Source organism: Arthrobacter sp. UNC362MFTsu5.1, assembly GCF_000685965.1.
Taxonomy (GTDB): domain Bacteria; phylum Actinomycetota; class Actinomycetes; order Actinomycetales; family Micrococcaceae; genus Arthrobacter.
In genome coordinates this window covers 44,450-60,180 of the sequence record NZ_JMLE01000004.1, presented here as the reverse complement: position 1 = coordinate 60,180, position 15,731 = coordinate 44,450, and the positions used below count along the sequence as shown (strand labels likewise).

Sequence of the window (15,731 nt, the reverse complement as noted above, 5' to 3'; positions counted from 1 at the left end):
AGTCAGAGTATGCACACGGTGCAGGCACCCCTGGTGCCACGGCGGACGGCCGCGGCAGCCGCCGTCGTGCTTTCCGGCGTTCTGGCCACCGGAGCCGCGCTGGGCGGCTGCGAGTACGTGTACGACGACGGCCGCGGGCCGCTGCCGACTGCAACGGCGCCGCCGTTTACGGATGCGGCCCTCCCGCAGGACCCGCGCCGGAACCTGCCGGTGACCGGCGCGGAACTGGATCAGTGGGTGGAACGGGTCCTGCCGGAGACGGCCGGACAGGTCTTCCATACTGGCTTCGGGCTGCTCAAGGCGGGCACCACACGGCAGGAAAGCACCGGGCACCTGCCCAGCGGGACATACTCGCTGACGCTGGCCTGCAAGAGCCCCCGCAGGGTGTCGTTCACGGTACGCAACGGGGAGCTCGCGCTCGTGGACCTGAGCCTGCGGTGCGGAACCTCAAGGGTGAATGTGATCCATGTGTCCAATGACGCCGTGCTCAGCGTGGAAATCGCGGCGCAGTCGGCGGCGAACTTCGCCTACCGGATCAGCCGGCTCTGAACACAGGACACTGCACACAGGACACTGGCTACGGGACTAGGCCGCGCAACCTTCCGGGCAGCGGAGGGTCTCCGGGCTGGAGGCGCAGTCCGCGCAGTAGAGCGTGAGGGTGCGGCAGCTGGAGTTGGAGCAGTTCTCGAACTTGCTGGTGGCGGCCGAACAGCGCACGCACTCGCCGATGGTCTTGGCGTCCTCGCTGAATTCGAGGTGCATGCGCTTGTCGAAAACGTAGAGCGATCCTTCCCAGAGGCCCTGGTCCTTGAAGGTTTCGCCGTAGCGGACAATTCCGCCGTCGAGCTGGTAGACCTCCTTGAAGCCTCGGTTCACCATGAGACTCGAGAGCACCTCGCAGCGGATTCCGCCGGTGCAGTACGTGACCACCGGCTTGTCCTTCAGGGAGTCGTACTTGCCGGAGTCGAGTTCCTTGATGAAGTCGTGCGTGGTGGCCACATCTGGAACTATCGCGTCCTTGAACTTGCCGATCTGGGCCTCGAACGCGTTGCGTCCGTCGAAGAACACCACGTCCTCGCCGCGTTCCTTCTTGGCGTCCACCAGCTGGTGGAGTTCCTCGGGCTTGAGATGCGTGCCTCCGCCCACCACGCCGTCGGCGTCCACCTGGAGTTCGCCGGGGGCACCGAAAGATACGATCTCATCCCGTACCTTGACGCTGAGGCGGGGGAAGTCGGCCGCTCCGCCGTCCGACCATTTGACGTCAATGCCGTGGAAGCCCTTGTATTCGCGGGTTGTCTTTACGTACTGCTTGACGGCGTTCAGCTCGCCGCCTACCGTGGCGTTGATGCCGTCCTTGGAGATGAGGATGCGGCCGGTGAGGCCCAGCTTTTCGCAGAGGGCGCGCTGCCACAGGCGCACGGCGTCAGGGTCCGCGATCGGAGTAAAGCCGTAAAAGAGCACAATTCGGTTCAAAGCCACGTGTTTAAGGGTACTTGGTGTCCGAAAGCGGCTGAAACGGGGCCTTTGCCTCTACCGGCGGCTCCGGTCACAATTCAGTAAGCAAGCCCGCTTCCCGGCCTGTACCCCCTGTTGCTTGCGGCAGGGCTGGAATACTCTCATCACATGAGCCCAGACGCCATGGTTGAAGACATCACCCGCCTCGTGGAAATCTGGGTGACCGGATGGGCCGGTTGCCGAGGCTACGAGACGCGAACGGAAGGCCGCTTCCCGGCCGCGCTCCGCGCGGACACCACCAAGGAGTGGGAGTACTTCGCCCACGATCCCTCTGACACCGAATTCGCCGAGCTCGCCGCCAAGACCGCCGAAGCTCCGGCCAGAATCCTTACCGTCCTGACCAACGATGTCGCCCGTTACACCTACCTGGCCCAGCAACACGGACTGAACGTCACCTCGGCGTCCCAGACGATGATGATCGTGGACATGGAAACCCAGGACTCCGAAGATCCTTGGCTTTCCGACGATGAACTGAAGCTGACCACCCTCAAGAAGGACAACGTCCACCACGCCGTGGTGCACGCCGGCGAAGCCGTTGCCGCCAGCGGACGCGTTTTCGTGGTGGGCCACACCGCCGTCTTCGACAAGATCGTCACGGAGCCGGACTACCAGCGGCGCGGGCTGGGAAGTTTCATCATGAAGGCGCTGGCGGCGCAGGCCTTCGAGCACGATGTGGAAAACGGCCTGCTGCTGGCTTCCCTGGACGGGCAGAAGCTCTACTCGCATCTGGGCTGGACAACCCTGTGCCATGTACTGATGCTGTCCGCCTCCGACGAAGGCTCCGATCTGTCCGTCGGCTGACTTTGGCCGGGCGGGCAGCCTGTCGATGCGCGTCGTCGCTGCCGGCTGCTCCCGGCGCGCGTAATGCCGGCTGGGCGTGCCGGGCGATTTGAGCCCGGATGAAACAATACTGAAGTGAACCCCCATGACTCCCTGATTCCGTTGCTGGGCCGTGGCCCGGACCCGGAACAGCTGCGTCATGTCCGCACCATTCCCGCCCGGCAGGCGGTGAACGAGCCATGGCCGGAATGGGCCCACCCCGACCTCGTCAACGCCTACGGCTCGCTGGGCATCCACGAGCCGTACCGTCACCAGATCCAGGCGGCGAACCTTGCCCACGGCGGCGAGCATGTGGTGATCGCCACCGGCACTGCGTCCGGTAAATCCCTGGCCTATCAGCTGCCGGCACTGGACGCCATCCACCGCTCGGAGCTGCGGGTACTATCCGAGCCGGGAAAAATCCACGACGACGGCGCCGTCGCCCTGTACCTCTCCCCCACCAAGGCCCTGGCTGCCGACCAGCTCGCTGCCATCCGCTCGCTCAGGCTCCCGACCGTCAGGGCTGAAACGTACGACGGCGACACGGACCCTGCGTCGCGGCGCTGGATCCGGGACCACGCGAACGTGATTCTGGCCAACCCGGACATGCTGCACTTCGGCATCCTGCCCAACCACGCCTGGTGGGCCAGCTTCTTCCGCCGGCTCAAGTACGTCATCGTGGACGAGGCCCACAGCTACCGGGGTGTCTTCGGTTCCCATGTGGCCAACCTGATGCGGCGGCTGAGACGAATCTGTGCCTATTACAGCGCCGGCGCCTCCCAGCCGGGCCCGGTGTTCATCGCGGCCTCGGCAACGGCATCCGAGCCGGGAACCTCCTTCGGCCGGCTCATCGGGGCACCCGTCCGGGCTGTGTCCGAAGACTCGTCACCGCATGGCTCAACGACCGTTGCCTTCTGGGAGCCGGCCCTGACGGAGTTGCGCGGCGAGAACGGTGCGAAGGAACGTCGGACGGCCGTGGCAGAAACCGCCGACCTGCTGGCCAACCTGGTGTCCTCCCGCATCCGGACCATTGCGTTCATCAAGTCCCGGCGCGGGGCGGAGACCATCTCGGCCATCACCAAGCGGCTCCTGGATGAGGTGGATCCAAGCCTCCCCCAGCGCGTTGCCGCCTACCGTTCCGGCTACCTCCCGGAGGAACGGCGGGCGCTGGAGAGGGCCCTGAGGTCAGGGGAACTCCTGGGGGTTTCCAGCACATCGGCGCTCGAACTCGGCATCGACATCTCCGGGCTCGACGCCGTCCTGGTCGCCGGCTGGCCCGGCACGAGGGCTTCCCTGTTCCAGCAGATCGGCCGGGCGGGGCGGGCCGGCCAGGACGCCATCGCCGCATTTGTGGCCAGCGACGACCCCCTGGACACGTACCTGGTGAACCACCCCGAAGCCATCTTTGACGTTTCGGTTGAGGCGACGGTATTCGATCCGTCCAATCCCTACGTGCTGGGGCCGCACCTGTGCGCCGCCGCAGCTGAACTGCCGCTGGGTTATGCCGAACTCGACCTGTTCGGCCCCACGTCGGAGAAACTGCTGGACCAGCTGGTGTCCCAGGGTTACCTGCGGAAGCGGCCGGCAGGCTGGTTCTGGACGCATCCGCAAAGCGCTGCGGCCATGGTGAACCTGAGGGCGGACGGCGGCGGACCGGTAAGCATCGTCGACGCCGAAACAGGTTCCCTGCTCGGCACGATGGACTCTCCGCAAACGCACTACCAGGCCCACACGGGAGCCGTGTACGTGCATCAGGGCGACAGCTATGTGGTGGAGGAGCTGAACGAGGGAGACCACTGCGTGATGGTGCGCCGCGCCAACCCCGATTACTACACCACGGCCCGTGACGTGACCCAGATCGAGGTCCTGGAGACGCAGCGGACAGCTCAGTGGGGTGACGTCGCCGTGCACTTCGGAGACGTCAAAGTAACAACGCAGGTGGTCTCCTTCCAGCGCAAGGCACTGATTTCGAATGAGATTCTGGGCGAGGAACCGCTCGAGCTGGGCGCCCGTGACCTGTTCACCAAGGCTGTCTGGTTTGTGGTGGACAACCGTTCGCTGACCGGGGCGGGCCTGATCGAGGCCCAGTTCCCCGGCGCCCTGCACGCCGCCGAACACGCAGCCATCGGGCTGCTCCCGCTCGTCGCGTCCAGCGACCGCTGGGACATCGGCGGGGTGTCCACTGCCATTCACGCCGACACCGGAGTGCCCACCATCTTTGTGTACGACGGGCACCCCGGCGGCGCAGGCTTTGCCGAACGCGGCTTCGACAAGGCCAAGGTGTGGCTTTCCGCGACCCGTGACGCCATCGCTGCCTGCGAGTGCGACGCCGGCTGCCCGTCCTGTGTGCAGTCGCCCAAATGCGGCAACAAGAACAACCCGCTGGACAAGGCCGCGGCGATCACCTTGATCGATGTCCTGCTGAAGGACGCCACCGAGCAGCCCGCCGGGCAGCCGGGAGCTCCCCTTCCGCATACTGCCGGGGCCGAAGAGCGCGCCGCCCGATCCTGAGGCCGGCCCATGGCGGCGGTCCTGTGGTGTCCGGCCCAGAGCCGCGGTCCCGTGGTGGCCGGACGATGGCCGCGGTCCGTGGTGGCCGGCCTATGGTGGCGGGCCCGCCCGGGCGTGCCCGGCGGCAGCGCCGAATATGCTCCGGTTCAGGAGCTCAGTACGCACCTCCACCGTGTCGCGTCCCCCTTCCGTGCAGCTGGTGATTTTCGCACCCTGCCGGCCCGCAACGTCGGCCGCAACGGTGCATGGCACCCCCTGGCTGATCCCGCGCAGTGCGTCCGCGGCGGCCAGCGCTGCCAGGTCGGCGGCTGCTGCGGCCCTGGACGCCATCACGGCTGACTGGGCCAGGAGCAGCATCAGCGCCATGGCCACCATCACCACCATCCCGAGCCCGGCAGCAAGAACCGTCCCTGATCCGCGCTCATGGACCTGGCCCGGATGGCCATTTTCCGCAGCCGGCGGGTCCGGACGCCCGGCTTCTACGTTCCCCCGGCGCGGTCTTGCCCGCGCGCTCACGAGGCTGCAGCTTCCAGGCCTTGACGCCGCCCCTGTGCGGTCGGCGACCGTGCAGGCAACGCCTCCTGAGGACGCAGGCGTGCGGACTGGGCCGCTTCGCCCCGTGCCAAGGCCCGGGCAGACAGCGTCCACGGGACGATCGACCCGACGGGGCCGGAGACTCTGCCGGACACCGTGACACTGAGCCACTCGCCGTCCGCTGCAACTGATGATGACGCCGAGGCTCCCGCGAGCTGCCGTACGATTCCCTCGACCGCTCCGGCGTCCTCCCCCCGCGCCAGGGCCCTCGCCCCGGCCCTGGCGGCCTCCTCCAGCCGAAGCTGGGTAATCCCGGCCGCCGATCCCGCGAGGAGCAGGGCAAGGAGAAGGAGGACGGCCGGCAGGGCCACCGCAAATTCGGCGGTGACCGCCCCGCGGTCCTTCCCCGGACCCCGGAACGCCGTCATCCCTGGCGCATGCCGGCGCAGGCCCGGCATCATGGCAACGCCAGGGCCGTCCGGATCAGGTTCAGCAGGAAGCCCCGCACTTCATCGCTTCGGAGGATGAACACCAGGATTCCGGCAAAACCAACGGCAGCCAGTGTGGCGATGGCGTATTCCGCGGTGGCCATTCCCGCCTCGGATCCCATGAGCCGGACCCGTGCGCGGGCCGTTACGGGCGCCGCGTCCCTCGCACCGGGGTAGATCTCGTGCACCTTCGCGTCGGCGCGGCTGGCGGGTTCGGAAGGCTCGGGCTGGGGGTACGGACGGTGGTTGGAAGTGACTGACATGGGATTTCCTTTCATTGGTTTCCGGCTAATGTGCCGGCTGGCTTGACTCTCCCGGCTAGGCCCAAAGGAGATAAGGGACATGTTCGGCTAAGTGGAAAAGCCCGGAATCTCGCGGCTGTGGAGGAACACTCGGGCGCCGTGCCGCCCCGGACCCGGCTGCAGCGGTCAGCTTCCGGAGGGCAGCATCGCGAGCAACACCGGAACCACGCCGAGGCAGATAAAGGCGGGCAGCGAACAGAGGCCGAGCGGGACCACCAGCCGCACGCCGAGCGCGGCCGCACGCTTTTCCGCAGCCCTGAAGCGCTCCCGCCGCAGCCTTGCGGCCTGAGCGTAGAGAATGGCCGACGACGGCGCCCCTGTCAGGGCGGCAAAGCCCAGGGCCTGCCGCAGGTCCAGCAGCTCGGGGGCCCGGACCTCGGAACTGCGCCACGCGGTCTCCCAGTCGGCGCCAATGGCCAGCGCCGACACCACGGGCCGCAGCGACCGGTGATATTCAGGTGACGCTGAGGCCGCGACGAGCTCCAAGGCTCGCCCGATCCCCGACCCGGCGTCCAGCATTGCTCCGATCAGCTCCAGCATCATTGCTGTGTCGCGCAGGCCCTCGCCGGCCGGCCAAGGGGCCCGGGCTGTGCCTCCGCCCTCGCCGTTGGTTCCGACGGCGGGATGCCCTTGGTGCTGCCGGAGAAGCCTCCGGTGTGCGCTGCCGTGCCCGGTCAAAGCCAGTGCCGCGGCGGCGGCCAGCATCAGGGCCACAGCCACGGCCGGAAGCAAGGCCGCCGTCATGATGTTCCAATGGCCGAGCGGACAAGCCTGGCAGACCAGAGCCGGCCGGCCACTGTCAGTGCCACGCCGGCAGCGAGCGCAGCCATCCCCAACGGTGTGCCGAGCAGGATGGACAGCGGATCCACGCCCAGGGCGACACCCAGCCCTAGGCCCAGCAGGGGAAGCCAGGTCAAGAGGGTGACGGTGGCTTTCGGCCCGGCCAGGGCGGTCTGGCGGGCAGCTTCGGCGTCGTCCTCCACTTCAAGCTGCGCCGCCAAGCGGGTCAGGACGTCCGCCAGCGGGCAGCCGCTCGCTGCGGCAATGTCGAAGCATGCGGCGAGCTCACCCCAGATTCGACGTTCGCGGCTTGGGCTTCCGGGGAAGGCCGCTGCCGACGCCGAACGGATGGCGTCGGCCACGGGGGAACCCCGCATTGCGGCCGCCCTTGCCACGGACACCATCGACAAGGACGCAGGAGAGAGTCCCTGCACGTCGTCCTGTCCGGCCCCGGGACGCTCGTCGACGGCATAGACCAGCCAGAGTTCGTCCCACAGCCGCGAGGGCGTCCTGCCGCCTTTGAGCAGCGCTGCCAGTTGTTGGACCACAACGGTCATGGGCACATGGTGAGGGTGGTGGCGGGACGTTCCGGGCCGGATGGAGCGCCGGGCCTTTGGCGTGCCGCGCGACTCGGGGCGCCCGGCGCCCAGTGCCGCACGGATCCTTCCTGAGCGGCCGCCGCGAGGCCGGGCCACCAGCCACGCGGCCAGTGCCAGCAGGGCGATCAGCAGACTCATCATCCGTCTGCCCCGGACTCTGGCACCGTCGGCACCGCATCGCGGCCGCCGGTCAGGGATTCGTCAATACCCAGCCGCCGGGCCAGCCCCGGCCACGAAGGGCCCAAGGTGACGGTTCCACCGCGCACGGAAACAGCCGCTGAGACCTCCAGGCCGTGGGCGCCGTCTTCAATGACACCGATGCTTGCCACCTGGCGGAGGCCTCGGAAGCGTTCAACGTGCACCACGACGTCCAGGGCACTTGCAACCTGGAGCCGCATGGCGTCCTGGCCCATCCCGGCGAGGGCACCCAGCGCGGTAAGCCGGGCAGGAACGGCTGCCGCTGTGTTGGCATGGATGGTTCCGCCGCCGCCGGTGTGTCCGGTGTTCATGGCGGTCAGCAGTTCGCGAACCTCCGCCCCGCGGCATTCGCCAACCACCAGGCGGTCGGGCCGCATCCGGAGGGCCTGCCGGACCAGTTCGGCAAGATCCACTGCACCGCCGCCTTCGAGGTTTCCGTGCCTGGATTCAAGCGAAACGACGTGGGGATGGACGGGGTTAAGTTCGGAGGCGTCTTCGATCAGGACCAGCCGTTCGCCGGGATGACTCAGCCCCAGCAGCGTGGAGAGCAGGGTGGTTTTTCCTGATCCCGTGGCACCGCTGATCAGGAAGCTCAGGCGCCGGGAAACCATATGCTCCAGCACGTCCTGGACAAGGGCACCGAACATGCCGCCGTCCCGCAGCTCGTCCAGCGTGAACACCTCATGGCGGCGGATTCTGATGCTTAAGAGTGTTCCCGCCGTCGAAATGGGCGGCAAAACTGCGTGGATGCGGTATCCGGCCTCCAGCCTGACGTCCACGCACGGGGACCCGTCGTCAAGCCGCCGGCCGCCGGCCGCCACGAGGCGGGACGCCAGGGAACGGACCTGACTTTCGGAGGAAAAGGACACCGGCGCCTGTTCCAGCCCGTTCCCGCGGTCCAGCCAGACGGAGTCCGGGGCGTTGACGAAAATGTCGGTCACCGACGGGTCCCTCGTCAGCACCTGCAGCGGGCCCAAACCGTTGAGCTCGGCACTGATCCGCTCGACGGCAGCCAACGATCCGGCCGTACCCAGGAGCCTGCCCGTGGCCTGAACCGCCACGGCCACCCGGGACGGTGTCACCGGGCCGGAATCGGCCATCACGGATTCCCTCACCGATTCGAGCAACCCGGCGTCCAGGGCGCTGCTCTGCCGCCGCCTTAAGTTTCCGGCCGGACCGGGAAAGCGGGGCAGCCCCGGCGGCTGCGACGGCGTGGTCATGGCAGCCCGCCGCCCAGCAGATCCAAGACCGACGCTGCGAACCGGCGCACGGTGCGCCGACGGCCCATCTCCAGCAGGCGGCCGAGCTCCGTGGCGTTGGCCGTGCCCTTCACTTCCGGGACAAGTCCCTGCAGGGGCAGGCCCACGGATTCGGCGATCAGCGGCCCGTCCAGGACGGCCCCGGCTTTGCCCCGGATCACCAGGGCCGTGTCCACCGGCGGAAGCTCCTGCAGCAGCCTGGCGGATGAAACGGCGGCTTTCAGCTGCGCGGGTGCCACAACCAAAATACGGTCGCAGTCCCAGGCAAACGTCCGCAACGGTTCCGTTCCGCGTCCGATATCCACCAGGACCAGTTCGTAGCCCCGCCGCGCAGCGTCAAGAACGCCGCCCACGGTGGCGGCTTCCACGCCGGGCTGGCGTTCGCGGCTGCCCGGCCAGGACAGAAAGGAAAAACCGCCCGCCACCGGCAGAGCGTCGGACAACTGTTCAGGATCGATGCTCCCGCTCGCCTCCGTAAGATCGGTCCATCGAAGGCCCGGTGTTTCCTCCGCGGCCAGGGCAATCTCCAGGCCGCCGCCCCACGGATCGCCGTCGATCAACAGGACCCGGGCTCCCCACTCCGCCGCGGCCTGGGCGATCCAGATCGCAGCCGTGGTGGCACCGGCTCCGCCGCACCCGCCGGTCACGCCCAGGACCAGTCCGCCGGCTTCCGGCGACCGCGATCGGCTCAGGTATTCGGCAAGCCACGCGGCGGCGTCCGGCAGCACGGCCACCCGTTCGGCTCCCAGGACCGCGGCGAGGTGCCAGAGGCTGTCACCTTCGCCGCTGAGCCCGACGAGCACGGCCGGTGCGCGGCGGCGGGGCGGCAGTTCGCGGATGTCACTGCCCACCAGGACCACGGACGCGGTGTCCCAGAACGGGGCCGCTTCGGTGGCATCGGCGGCGACGCGAAGCTGGCCGCCGGCAGCGGCAACGACCCGCTCAACCTCACCGCGCAGGAAGTCGAAGCCGGTCACCAGAAGTGTTTCGGCGGACTCCGCGGGAAGCCATGCGCCCGGAGCGCGCTCCCCCGCCGACGCGCCCCTGCCCGGGGCACCTGCCGCGGTTGCACCGCGGGCTGCCGGACCGGCCAGGCCGAGCGGATCCGCCGGGCTGCCTCCGCCAGGCTGCCGCCCCCGCTCTTGCCGGCTGCTCGGCTGCCGTCCCCGCTCTTGCCGACTGCTCGGTTGCCGGCTCCCCGTATGCCGGCCAGGTGGCTCCTGGGAAGCGGGGCCGGAGGCCGTCACGGGGCCGGGACCGGTGAATTCCGGCGTGAACTCCGGTGTGGGTTCCTGAAGATGCTGCCTGCTCATCCTGCCACTGTGCCGAGCGGCCGCGCTGCCGGACAGCCCCGCCGCAAGCCATGTGGACAACGCCCTGCCCCGGGCACCTGTGGAGGGACAGTGAGCCCGCCGGACCCGCACCCGGAGGCAGGCTTTCCGCCATCGACCAGACGGCGGCGCAGACCATCCCGCTCCACAAGGCAGAATTGAGGCTATGTATCTGCTGCTGTCCGCCCACGCTGACGGCGCAGCCCTCCAGGAGCTCACACCGGACGGCTCCCCCGCCCCCGGCAACCCCGAACCGCGCCTGATCAGCGCAGGCGAACTGGCCGGCGTCGTACGTCAACTCGAAAAGCGGCGCCCGCGCTGGATCTGGCACCGGACGCAGGAATGGTACCCGGCGCTGCTGGCGGCAGGGGTTGAGCTGGAGCGCTGCCATGACCTGACGCTCTGTGGCGCCATCCTGGCCCATTCGGAGTTCACCGCCCACACGGACTACGCCCGCAACGCCGAAAAGCTCACGCAGGACGACGACTCGCAGCAGCCGCCCCGCGCCCTCCAGCCACCGCCCCAGCCGGCACACCAGGGGGCACTCTTTGAAGACTCCGGACTCGGCCGTCAGCCCAGGCACTCGCTGGAAGAGCTGCGCATGGAGTTCGCCGCCCAGCAGGAAGCGCTCGGCCAGGCGAGCACGGAGGCGAACCGAAGGCAGCGCCTCCACCTGCTCCTCGCCGCAGAATCCGCCGGCGCCATGATCGCCGCGGAAATGCAGCACACCGGCGTGCCCTGGCGGGAGGAACTGCACGAACAAATCCTGGCGGACTACCTGGGCCCGCGGCCGCCGCTGGGCCACCGGCCCGCCAAGCTCGAGGCGTTGAACACGGAACTCCGCAGGCTCCTGAATTCGCCAAGCCTGAACCCGGATTCGCCGCAGGACCTCATGCGTGCCCTGCACCGGAACGGCATCGAGGTCAAGACCACCCGGCAATGGGAGCTGAAGGAATCCAGCCATCCGGCCATCGAGCCACTCCTTGCCTACAAGAAACTGTCCCGGCTGCATGCGGCCAACGGCTGGGCCTGGCTGGACGCCTGGGTGAACAACGGCCGCTTCCAGCCCGAGTATGTGGTGGGAGGCGTCGTCTCCGGGCGGTGGGCATCCCGCGGCGGCGGTGCACTGCAGATTCCGCGCCAGATCCGCGGCGCGGTGCATGCCGATCCCGGCCACAAACTCATCGTGGCCGACGCTTCCCAGCTGGAGCCGCGGGTCCTGGTGGCCCTGGCCCAGGACTCCAAGATGGCCGAGGCAGCCCGGGACAAGGACCTCTATGCCGGCATTGCTGCCCAGGGTTTCGGCGGTGACCGTGCCAAGGCGAAGGTGGCCCTGCTCGGTGCCATCTACGGTGCCACAACGGGTGAATCCGGGCGGCTGATGCCCCAGCTGGCGCGCACCTATCCGCGCGCCGTCGGCTTCGTGGAACAGGCCGCCCGGGATGGCGAAGCAGGCGGAACCGTCACCTCGCGGCTGGGCCGCAGCAGCCCGCCGCCGTCGGAACGCTGGCTGCAGAGCCAGCAGTCCACCACGGCGGAGGAACAGCGCCGGGCAGATGCGGTTGCCCGCTCCCGCGGCCGGTTCACCCGCAACTTCGTGGTCCAGGGCTCGGCCGCTGACTGGGCAGCCTGCTGGCTGGCGGAATTACGACGGCGGCTCCGCGCAATGCGGTCGGCCGGCGGCACTGCCGGTGAACTGGTGTTCTTCCTGCATGACGAAGTGATGGTCCACTGCCCTGACGATTCGGTGGACGCCTGCATCGGAGCCATCGAGGAGGCGGCCGCGGCGGCCAAGGAACTGCTGTTCGGCCGGATTCCGGTGGAATTTCCGGTGAGTGTTGCCGTAGTCGACTCCTACGACAAAGCCAAATAGTTCGCTGAAAGACGCGGCCTGTAACGTACCCGCGGGTAGCTTTGTGAACTGTCTCACCTCCCGGTTAAGCTCAATTAGCCGGTTCGCAGCAGTGGCAGTGCAGCACCGAAAAGAACCGGCCGATGCAATGACGCATGGATATTTGGGGAGGCACCGCACAATGGCTGGCACATTCGAAATCATCAACGCTGAAGAAGAAGCTTTCTACTTCAGGCTCAAGGCCGACGACGGCACGGTAGTGGCGGTATCGCCGCGGTTCAAGACACTCAAAGGCGTGGTGGCCGGCATTGATGCCGTCCGCGAGAGCGCAGCCACAGGACTTGTGGTCAACCGGGCCCGGCGGGAACTGGCCACCGGATAGCCCCGGGCAGACGGGGCGGGCCGCCCGCGTACGGCCCCGGTCGGCCTGACCGATGGGTCAGGGACCCGCCGGAAGTTAAATGTCGATCTGGTGCAGCCGGTTCCGGTCCCACGGGACGGCCCAGCCCAGCTGATCAAAAAGCTCATTCAGGATCATCCCGGTGAAACCCCAGACCACAACTTTGTTCACCACGAAGGCTGGGCTGAGGAACGACTGGCCGCCCCGGCTGACGGTGGCCATCACCCTGTTGTCCGGGTCCAGCAGGTCGCGGACCGGGACACGGAACACCTGGGCCGATTCGCCGTAGTCCACCACGCGGACCGGAGACGGCGAGTGCCACCAGGCGAGCACCGGCGTCACCAGGAAGTTCCCGCGCGGCAAGGCCAGCTGCGGCATGGCGCCGAGAACCTCCACACCGGCTGAATCGAGGCCGGTCTCCTCCTCCGCTTCACGGAGGGCAGCCTGAATGGGCGTCTCGCCCGGGTCGATTCCGCCGCCTGGAAACGCCACCTGGCCGGGGTGGTCGTCCAGGGTGTGGGCACGTTCCAGCAGCAGGACATCGAGATCGGCCGGCGCCAGGTGCTTCGAGGAAACGGCGGGGACGTTGTCCAGGGCGCCGAAGAGCATCAACACGGCGGCCTTCCGGGCGACGGAATCGTCCACGGTCAGATCCCGCCAATAAGGATTGCGCTCCGGGCCGTTCCCGGCGGTGATGGCCTCAATGAGGCCGACGAGGTCCTGGCGGGCAGTCATTTCCCCCGCTTTTGTGATTCCATCCGGATTTCGGCAGCCCGGTGGGTCTCCGCCAGGAGCTGGGCCAGGAGGGCTTCCTGCCCCGGGGCCAGCTCGTACTTGAGCAGCTTGGCTGCTTTCACCGGATCCGTCTCCCCGGCTCCGTAGCTGGGGCACCAGGTGGCCACCGCGCACGCACCGCAGGCCGGCTTGCGGGCATGGCAGACGCGCCGCCCGTGAAAGACCACGCGATGCGAGAGCATGGTCCAGTCCCTCGGCTCGAAGAGCTCGGCCACGTCCGCTTCGACACGAACGGGATCATCCGAGTCGGTCCAGCCGAACCGGCGGGCCAACCGCCCAAAGTGCGTGTCCACGGTGATTCCGGGAACGCCGAAAGCGTTGCCCAGCACCACGTTGGCGGTTTTCCGTCCGACTCCGGGCAGCGTCACCAGATCCTGCAGCCGGGGCGGCACCTCGCCGTCGTACTCGTCCACCAGCCGGTTGCAGAGTGCCATGACGTTCCGCGCTTTGGCGCGGAAGAAACCGGTTGGCTTGAGGATCACCTCAAGCTCGGCAGGGTCCGCCTCGGCCATGCTCCGGGCGTCCGGATACCGGTCGAACAGGAGCGGCGTGATCTGGTTGACCACGACGTCGGTTGTCTGTGCCGACAGGACCGTGGCCACCAGCAGCTCGAAGGGGCTGCGGAAATCCAGCTCGGCGTGCGCATACGGGTAGAGCTCCGCGAGCGCCCGGTTGATCCTGCGGGCGCGCCGCTTGAGCGCCAGCAGGGACTCGCCCGCCGCCCTGGGGGTGATGCTGCCCGGATTCGGCGTCCCGGAAACGGTGGCCATCAGGGCCGGCTAGCCGCGCTCGATGTTGCTGAGGTCCCGCAGCACGCCGACGCGGCCGTCGGTATGCTGCACCAGGAATTCGTGCCCGCGGTCTTCCAGGGCCAGAACCCACCCGCCGGGTTCGATCACGAACGCAGGCATGCCCGTCCGCTCGTCGACTGCAGTGCGGGGCTGGGCGACGGCGAACCAGAACGCCTCGTGGACCGGCTGCTCGTCGTGTTCTTCCGGGCGGCTGTAGGGGTCCACGGTGGCGCCGATGGGCTCCTGCGACTTCACCTGCGGGTTCAGCATCGTCGCAGCCGGCGCCGAAGCTGCCGGCGCCGACGCTGCGTGATCGGTGGCCGCGGGAGCCGACGCTGCGTGCTCGGAGGCCGCGGGAGTCGACGCTGCCGGCGAAGCACCCGTGGCGGGAGCTTCGGCTGAGTCCCGGCCCGCGGCCGCGGGAACTGCCGCGGCCTGCGTCCGCTCCGCAGCCGAAGGCACGACGCCGGCGGCCTGCGTCCGTTCCGCAGCGGAAGGTACGACGTCGGCGGCCTGCGTTGCGGGCGAAGCGTCAGTACCGCGGCTGGCGGCGGCGGCACCTACTGCTGCTGCTGCCGTAGCGGCAGCAGCGTTGTTGCCGGCCGCGTTGCCGGGCGTGGCAGCGGCGGCAGCAGCCGGCACGGAGTCTGCGTGCGGTGCGGCGGCCTGCGCCGTCCCCTGCTGCGCTGCTGCGTGCTGCGTCTCTCCGTATGAGGTTGCTGCGCGCGGGGCTTCACTGGCGCCAGCTCCGGCGTACGGCCGGTCGGCGTTCGCCGCACCGGTGTTCGCCGCACCGGCGGCCGTTGCTTTTCCGGCGGCAGCGCCGCCTGCGGCACCCGCGGCACCCGCGGTCAGTCGCTTCGACCAGCCGGCCAGAGTGCTGGAACCCGGGTCCTTGGCGGCCTTGGGCTCCTTCGGGGCGCTGGGCTTGCGGAACGGCGCGGCAGACTCGCGGGCCACGACGTGTGCGGGGACCTCCGCGCGGTCCAGGAAGTCACCGGCGAGGACGGGAATGAAGCGTGCCAGAACGGTGGCAGCAAACAGCCCGACGGATCCGATCAGGCCCACCAGCATGACCGGAATGAAGGCTTCGGCCGCGGACAGGAAGAAGAACCCGAGGGTGAACGACGCCACCACGGACGCGAACTGGTCAATGGACAGCGACCCCACCCGCACTTTGGACTCGGGGCTCAGCCTGCGTGCCACGAAAAGGGCCGTCACGATCAGCGGCAGGATGATGCCCAGGCCCAGGAAGAAGAGGCTTCCCAGGTTCCACAGGTTGTAGCGGGAATCGAACATCGGGATCAGCGATGCGACGAACAGAATCAGCGTTGACGTGAAGACGGTGAGGTCCCGCACGGTGAACGGGCCGAGCACCGTTTCGTTCTTCTTGGCCGTCAGCCTGCTTCCCGCGGACTTTTGCCCGTCAGTGCCTGCCGGCTTGCCGGAAGAAGCCGGGCCGGTGGCCTGGCCGGCCGTCTGACCGGGATGCGTATGGACGGCCTTATGCTGTCCATGGCTTTGCTGGTTCATACTGTTCTCCTTAGCACGGCGGCG

General features: G+C 68.4%; 16 protein-coding genes. 5 read left to right on the top strand and 11 right to left on the bottom strand.

Features of this window, described 5'->3' with window-relative positions; genetic code table 11:
- Nucleotides 1-9 precede the first annotated feature (9 nt).
- On the top strand, nucleotides 10-549 hold the full coding sequence (locus BS38_RS0105700) for a hypothetical protein (protein ID WP_043437823.1): 540 nt from the start codon (nucleotides 10-12) through the stop codon (nucleotides 547-549).
- A gap of 36 nt (nucleotides 550-585) precedes the next feature.
- On the opposite strand, the gene trhO is transcribed toward BS38_RS0105700, so the two are convergent.
- On the bottom strand, nucleotides 586-1,479 hold the full coding sequence (gene trhO, locus BS38_RS0105695; RefSeq protein ID WP_028269920.1) for an oxygen-dependent tRNA uridine(34) hydroxylase TrhO: 894 nt from the start codon (nucleotides 1,477-1,479) through the stop codon (nucleotides 586-588).
- Between the two features lie 144 nt (nucleotides 1,480-1,623).
- On the opposite strand from trhO, the gene BS38_RS0105690 reads away from it, so the two are divergent.
- Nucleotides 1,624-2,316, top strand: coding sequence for a GNAT family N-acetyltransferase (locus BS38_RS0105690; protein ID WP_028269919.1), 693 nt, complete (start codon nucleotides 1,624-1,626; stop codon nucleotides 2,314-2,316).
- Nucleotides 2,317-2,430: 114 nt separating this feature from the next.
- Nucleotides 2,431-4,845 carry a DEAD/DEAH box helicase gene (locus BS38_RS0105685; protein WP_028269918.1) on the top strand — a complete coding sequence of 805 codons (2,415 nt, stop codon included), beginning with the start codon at nucleotides 2,431-2,433 and terminating at the stop codon, nucleotides 4,843-4,845.
- 90 nt (nucleotides 4,846-4,935) lie between these two features.
- On the opposite strand, the gene BS38_RS0105680 is transcribed toward BS38_RS0105685, so the two are convergent.
- From BS38_RS0105680 to ssd, 7 genes are all read right to left on the bottom strand, one after another.
- The gene (locus tag BS38_RS0105680; protein WP_231511101.1) at nucleotides 4,936-5,361 is read right to left on the bottom strand and encodes an Rv3654c family TadE-like protein; all 426 of its coding nucleotides are present in this window, start codon (nucleotides 5,359-5,361) and stop codon (nucleotides 4,936-4,938) included.
- Complete coding sequence (locus BS38_RS24490) at nucleotides 5,358-5,807, bottom strand: TadE family type IV pilus minor pilin (protein WP_081818824.1); 450 nt, start codon at nucleotides 5,805-5,807, stop codon at nucleotides 5,358-5,360. Before BS38_RS24490 ends, BS38_RS0105680 begins: the two co-directional genes overlap by 4 nt.
- Before the next feature lie 29 nt (nucleotides 5,808-5,836).
- Nucleotides 5,837-6,130 (bottom strand): DUF4244 domain-containing protein, encoded by a 294-nt coding sequence (locus BS38_RS0105670; RefSeq protein WP_028269916.1) that lies wholly within the window; start codon nucleotides 6,128-6,130, stop codon nucleotides 5,837-5,839.
- Nucleotides 6,131-6,295: 165 nt separating this feature from the next.
- Entirely contained in the window at nucleotides 6,296-6,913 is a 618-nt protein-coding gene (locus BS38_RS0105665) for a type II secretion system F family protein (protein ID WP_028269915.1), read from the bottom strand.
- The gene (locus BS38_RS0105660) at nucleotides 6,910-7,686 is read right to left on the bottom strand and encodes a hypothetical protein (protein WP_081818823.1); all 777 of its coding nucleotides are present in this window, start codon (nucleotides 7,684-7,686) and stop codon (nucleotides 6,910-6,912) included. Before BS38_RS0105660 ends, BS38_RS0105665 begins: the two co-directional genes overlap by 4 nt.
- On the bottom strand, nucleotides 7,686-8,966 hold the full coding sequence (locus BS38_RS24485) for a TadA family conjugal transfer-associated ATPase (RefSeq protein WP_051628749.1): 1,281 nt from the start codon (nucleotides 8,964-8,966) through the stop codon (nucleotides 7,686-7,688). The genes BS38_RS0105660 and BS38_RS24485 overlap by 1 nt, the downstream gene beginning before the upstream one ends.
- On the bottom strand, nucleotides 8,963-9,982 hold the full coding sequence (gene ssd / locus BS38_RS24480; protein WP_043437821.1) for a septum site-determining protein Ssd: 1,020 nt from the start codon (nucleotides 9,980-9,982) through the stop codon (nucleotides 8,963-8,965). The genes BS38_RS24485 and ssd overlap by 4 nt, the downstream gene beginning before the upstream one ends.
- A gap of 520 nt (nucleotides 9,983-10,502) precedes the next feature.
- Here ssd and BS38_RS0105645 point away from each other — a divergent pair.
- Together BS38_RS0105645 and BS38_RS0105640 are read left to right on the top strand one after the other, a co-directional pair.
- Nucleotides 10,503-12,209, top strand: a complete 1,707-nt coding sequence (locus BS38_RS0105645; protein ID WP_028269913.1) for a bifunctional 3'-5' exonuclease/DNA polymerase — start codon at nucleotides 10,503-10,505, stop codon at nucleotides 12,207-12,209.
- A gap of 160 nt (nucleotides 12,210-12,369) precedes the next feature.
- Complete coding sequence (locus BS38_RS0105640) at nucleotides 12,370-12,570, top strand: YegP family protein (protein WP_028269912.1); 201 nt, start codon at nucleotides 12,370-12,372, stop codon at nucleotides 12,568-12,570.
- Between the two features lie 75 nt (nucleotides 12,571-12,645).
- Here the strand turns inward: BS38_RS0105640 and BS38_RS0105635 are convergent, their stop codons facing one another.
- Genes BS38_RS0105635 through BS38_RS0105625 form a run of 3 tightly spaced genes read right to left on the bottom strand, consistent with a single transcriptional unit; the run spans nucleotide 12,646 to nucleotide 15,707 of the window.
- Complete coding sequence (locus BS38_RS0105635) at nucleotides 12,646-13,323, bottom strand: NUDIX hydrolase (protein ID WP_028269911.1); 678 nt, start codon at nucleotides 13,321-13,323, stop codon at nucleotides 12,646-12,648.
- Nucleotides 13,320-14,153: an endonuclease III gene (nth, locus tag BS38_RS0105630; RefSeq protein ID WP_051628748.1), complete on the bottom strand. Its 834-nt coding sequence runs from the start codon at nucleotides 14,151-14,153 to the stop codon at nucleotides 13,320-13,322. The genes BS38_RS0105635 and nth overlap by 4 nt, the downstream gene beginning before the upstream one ends.
- 9 nt (nucleotides 14,154-14,162) lie before the next feature.
- Nucleotides 14,163-15,707, bottom strand: coding sequence for an MFS transporter (locus BS38_RS0105625; protein WP_028269909.1), 1,545 nt, complete (start codon nucleotides 15,705-15,707; stop codon nucleotides 14,163-14,165).
- Nucleotides 15,708-15,731: the final 24 nt, after the last annotated feature.

Bases quoted from the DNA above. Each gene is read 5' to 3' on its own strand.
- BS38_RS0105700 (WP_043437823.1), top strand. From the start codon at position 10: ATGCACACGGTGCAGGCACCCCTGGTGCCACGGCGGACGGCCGCGGCA.
- BS38_RS0105690 (WP_028269919.1), top strand. From the start codon at position 1,624: ATGAGCCCAGACGCCATGGTTGAAGACATCACCCGCCTCGTGGAAATC.
- BS38_RS24490 (WP_081818824.1), bottom strand. From the start codon at position 5,807: ATGACGGCGTTCCGGGGTCCGGGGAAGGACCGCGGGGCGGTCACCGCC.
- BS38_RS0105670 (WP_028269916.1), bottom strand. From the start codon at position 6,130: ATGTCAGTCACTTCCAACCACCGTCCGTACCCCCAGCCCGAGCCTTCC.
- BS38_RS0105665 (WP_028269915.1), bottom strand. From the start codon at position 6,913: ATGACGGCGGCCTTGCTTCCGGCCGTGGCTGTGGCCCTGATGCTGGCC.
- BS38_RS0105660 (WP_081818823.1), bottom strand. From the start codon at position 7,686: ATGAGTCTGCTGATCGCCCTGCTGGCACTGGCCGCGTGGCTGGTGGCC.
- BS38_RS24485 (WP_051628749.1), bottom strand. From the start codon at position 8,966: ATGACCACGCCGTCGCAGCCGCCGGGGCTGCCCCGCTTTCCCGGTCCG.
- BS38_RS0105645 (WP_028269913.1), top strand. From the start codon at position 10,503: ATGTATCTGCTGCTGTCCGCCCACGCTGACGGCGCAGCCCTCCAGGAG.
- BS38_RS0105640 (WP_028269912.1), top strand. From the start codon at position 12,370: ATGGCTGGCACATTCGAAATCATCAACGCTGAAGAAGAAGCTTTCTAC.
- BS38_RS0105635 (WP_028269911.1), bottom strand. From the start codon at position 13,323: ATGACTGCCCGCCAGGACCTCGTCGGCCTCATTGAGGCCATCACCGCC.
- nth (WP_051628748.1), bottom strand. From the start codon at position 14,153: ATGGCCACCGTTTCCGGGACGCCGAATCCGGGCAGCATCACCCCCAGG.
- BS38_RS0105625 (WP_028269909.1), bottom strand. From the start codon at position 15,707: ATGAACCAGCAAAGCCATGGACAGCATAAGGCCGTCCATACGCATCCC.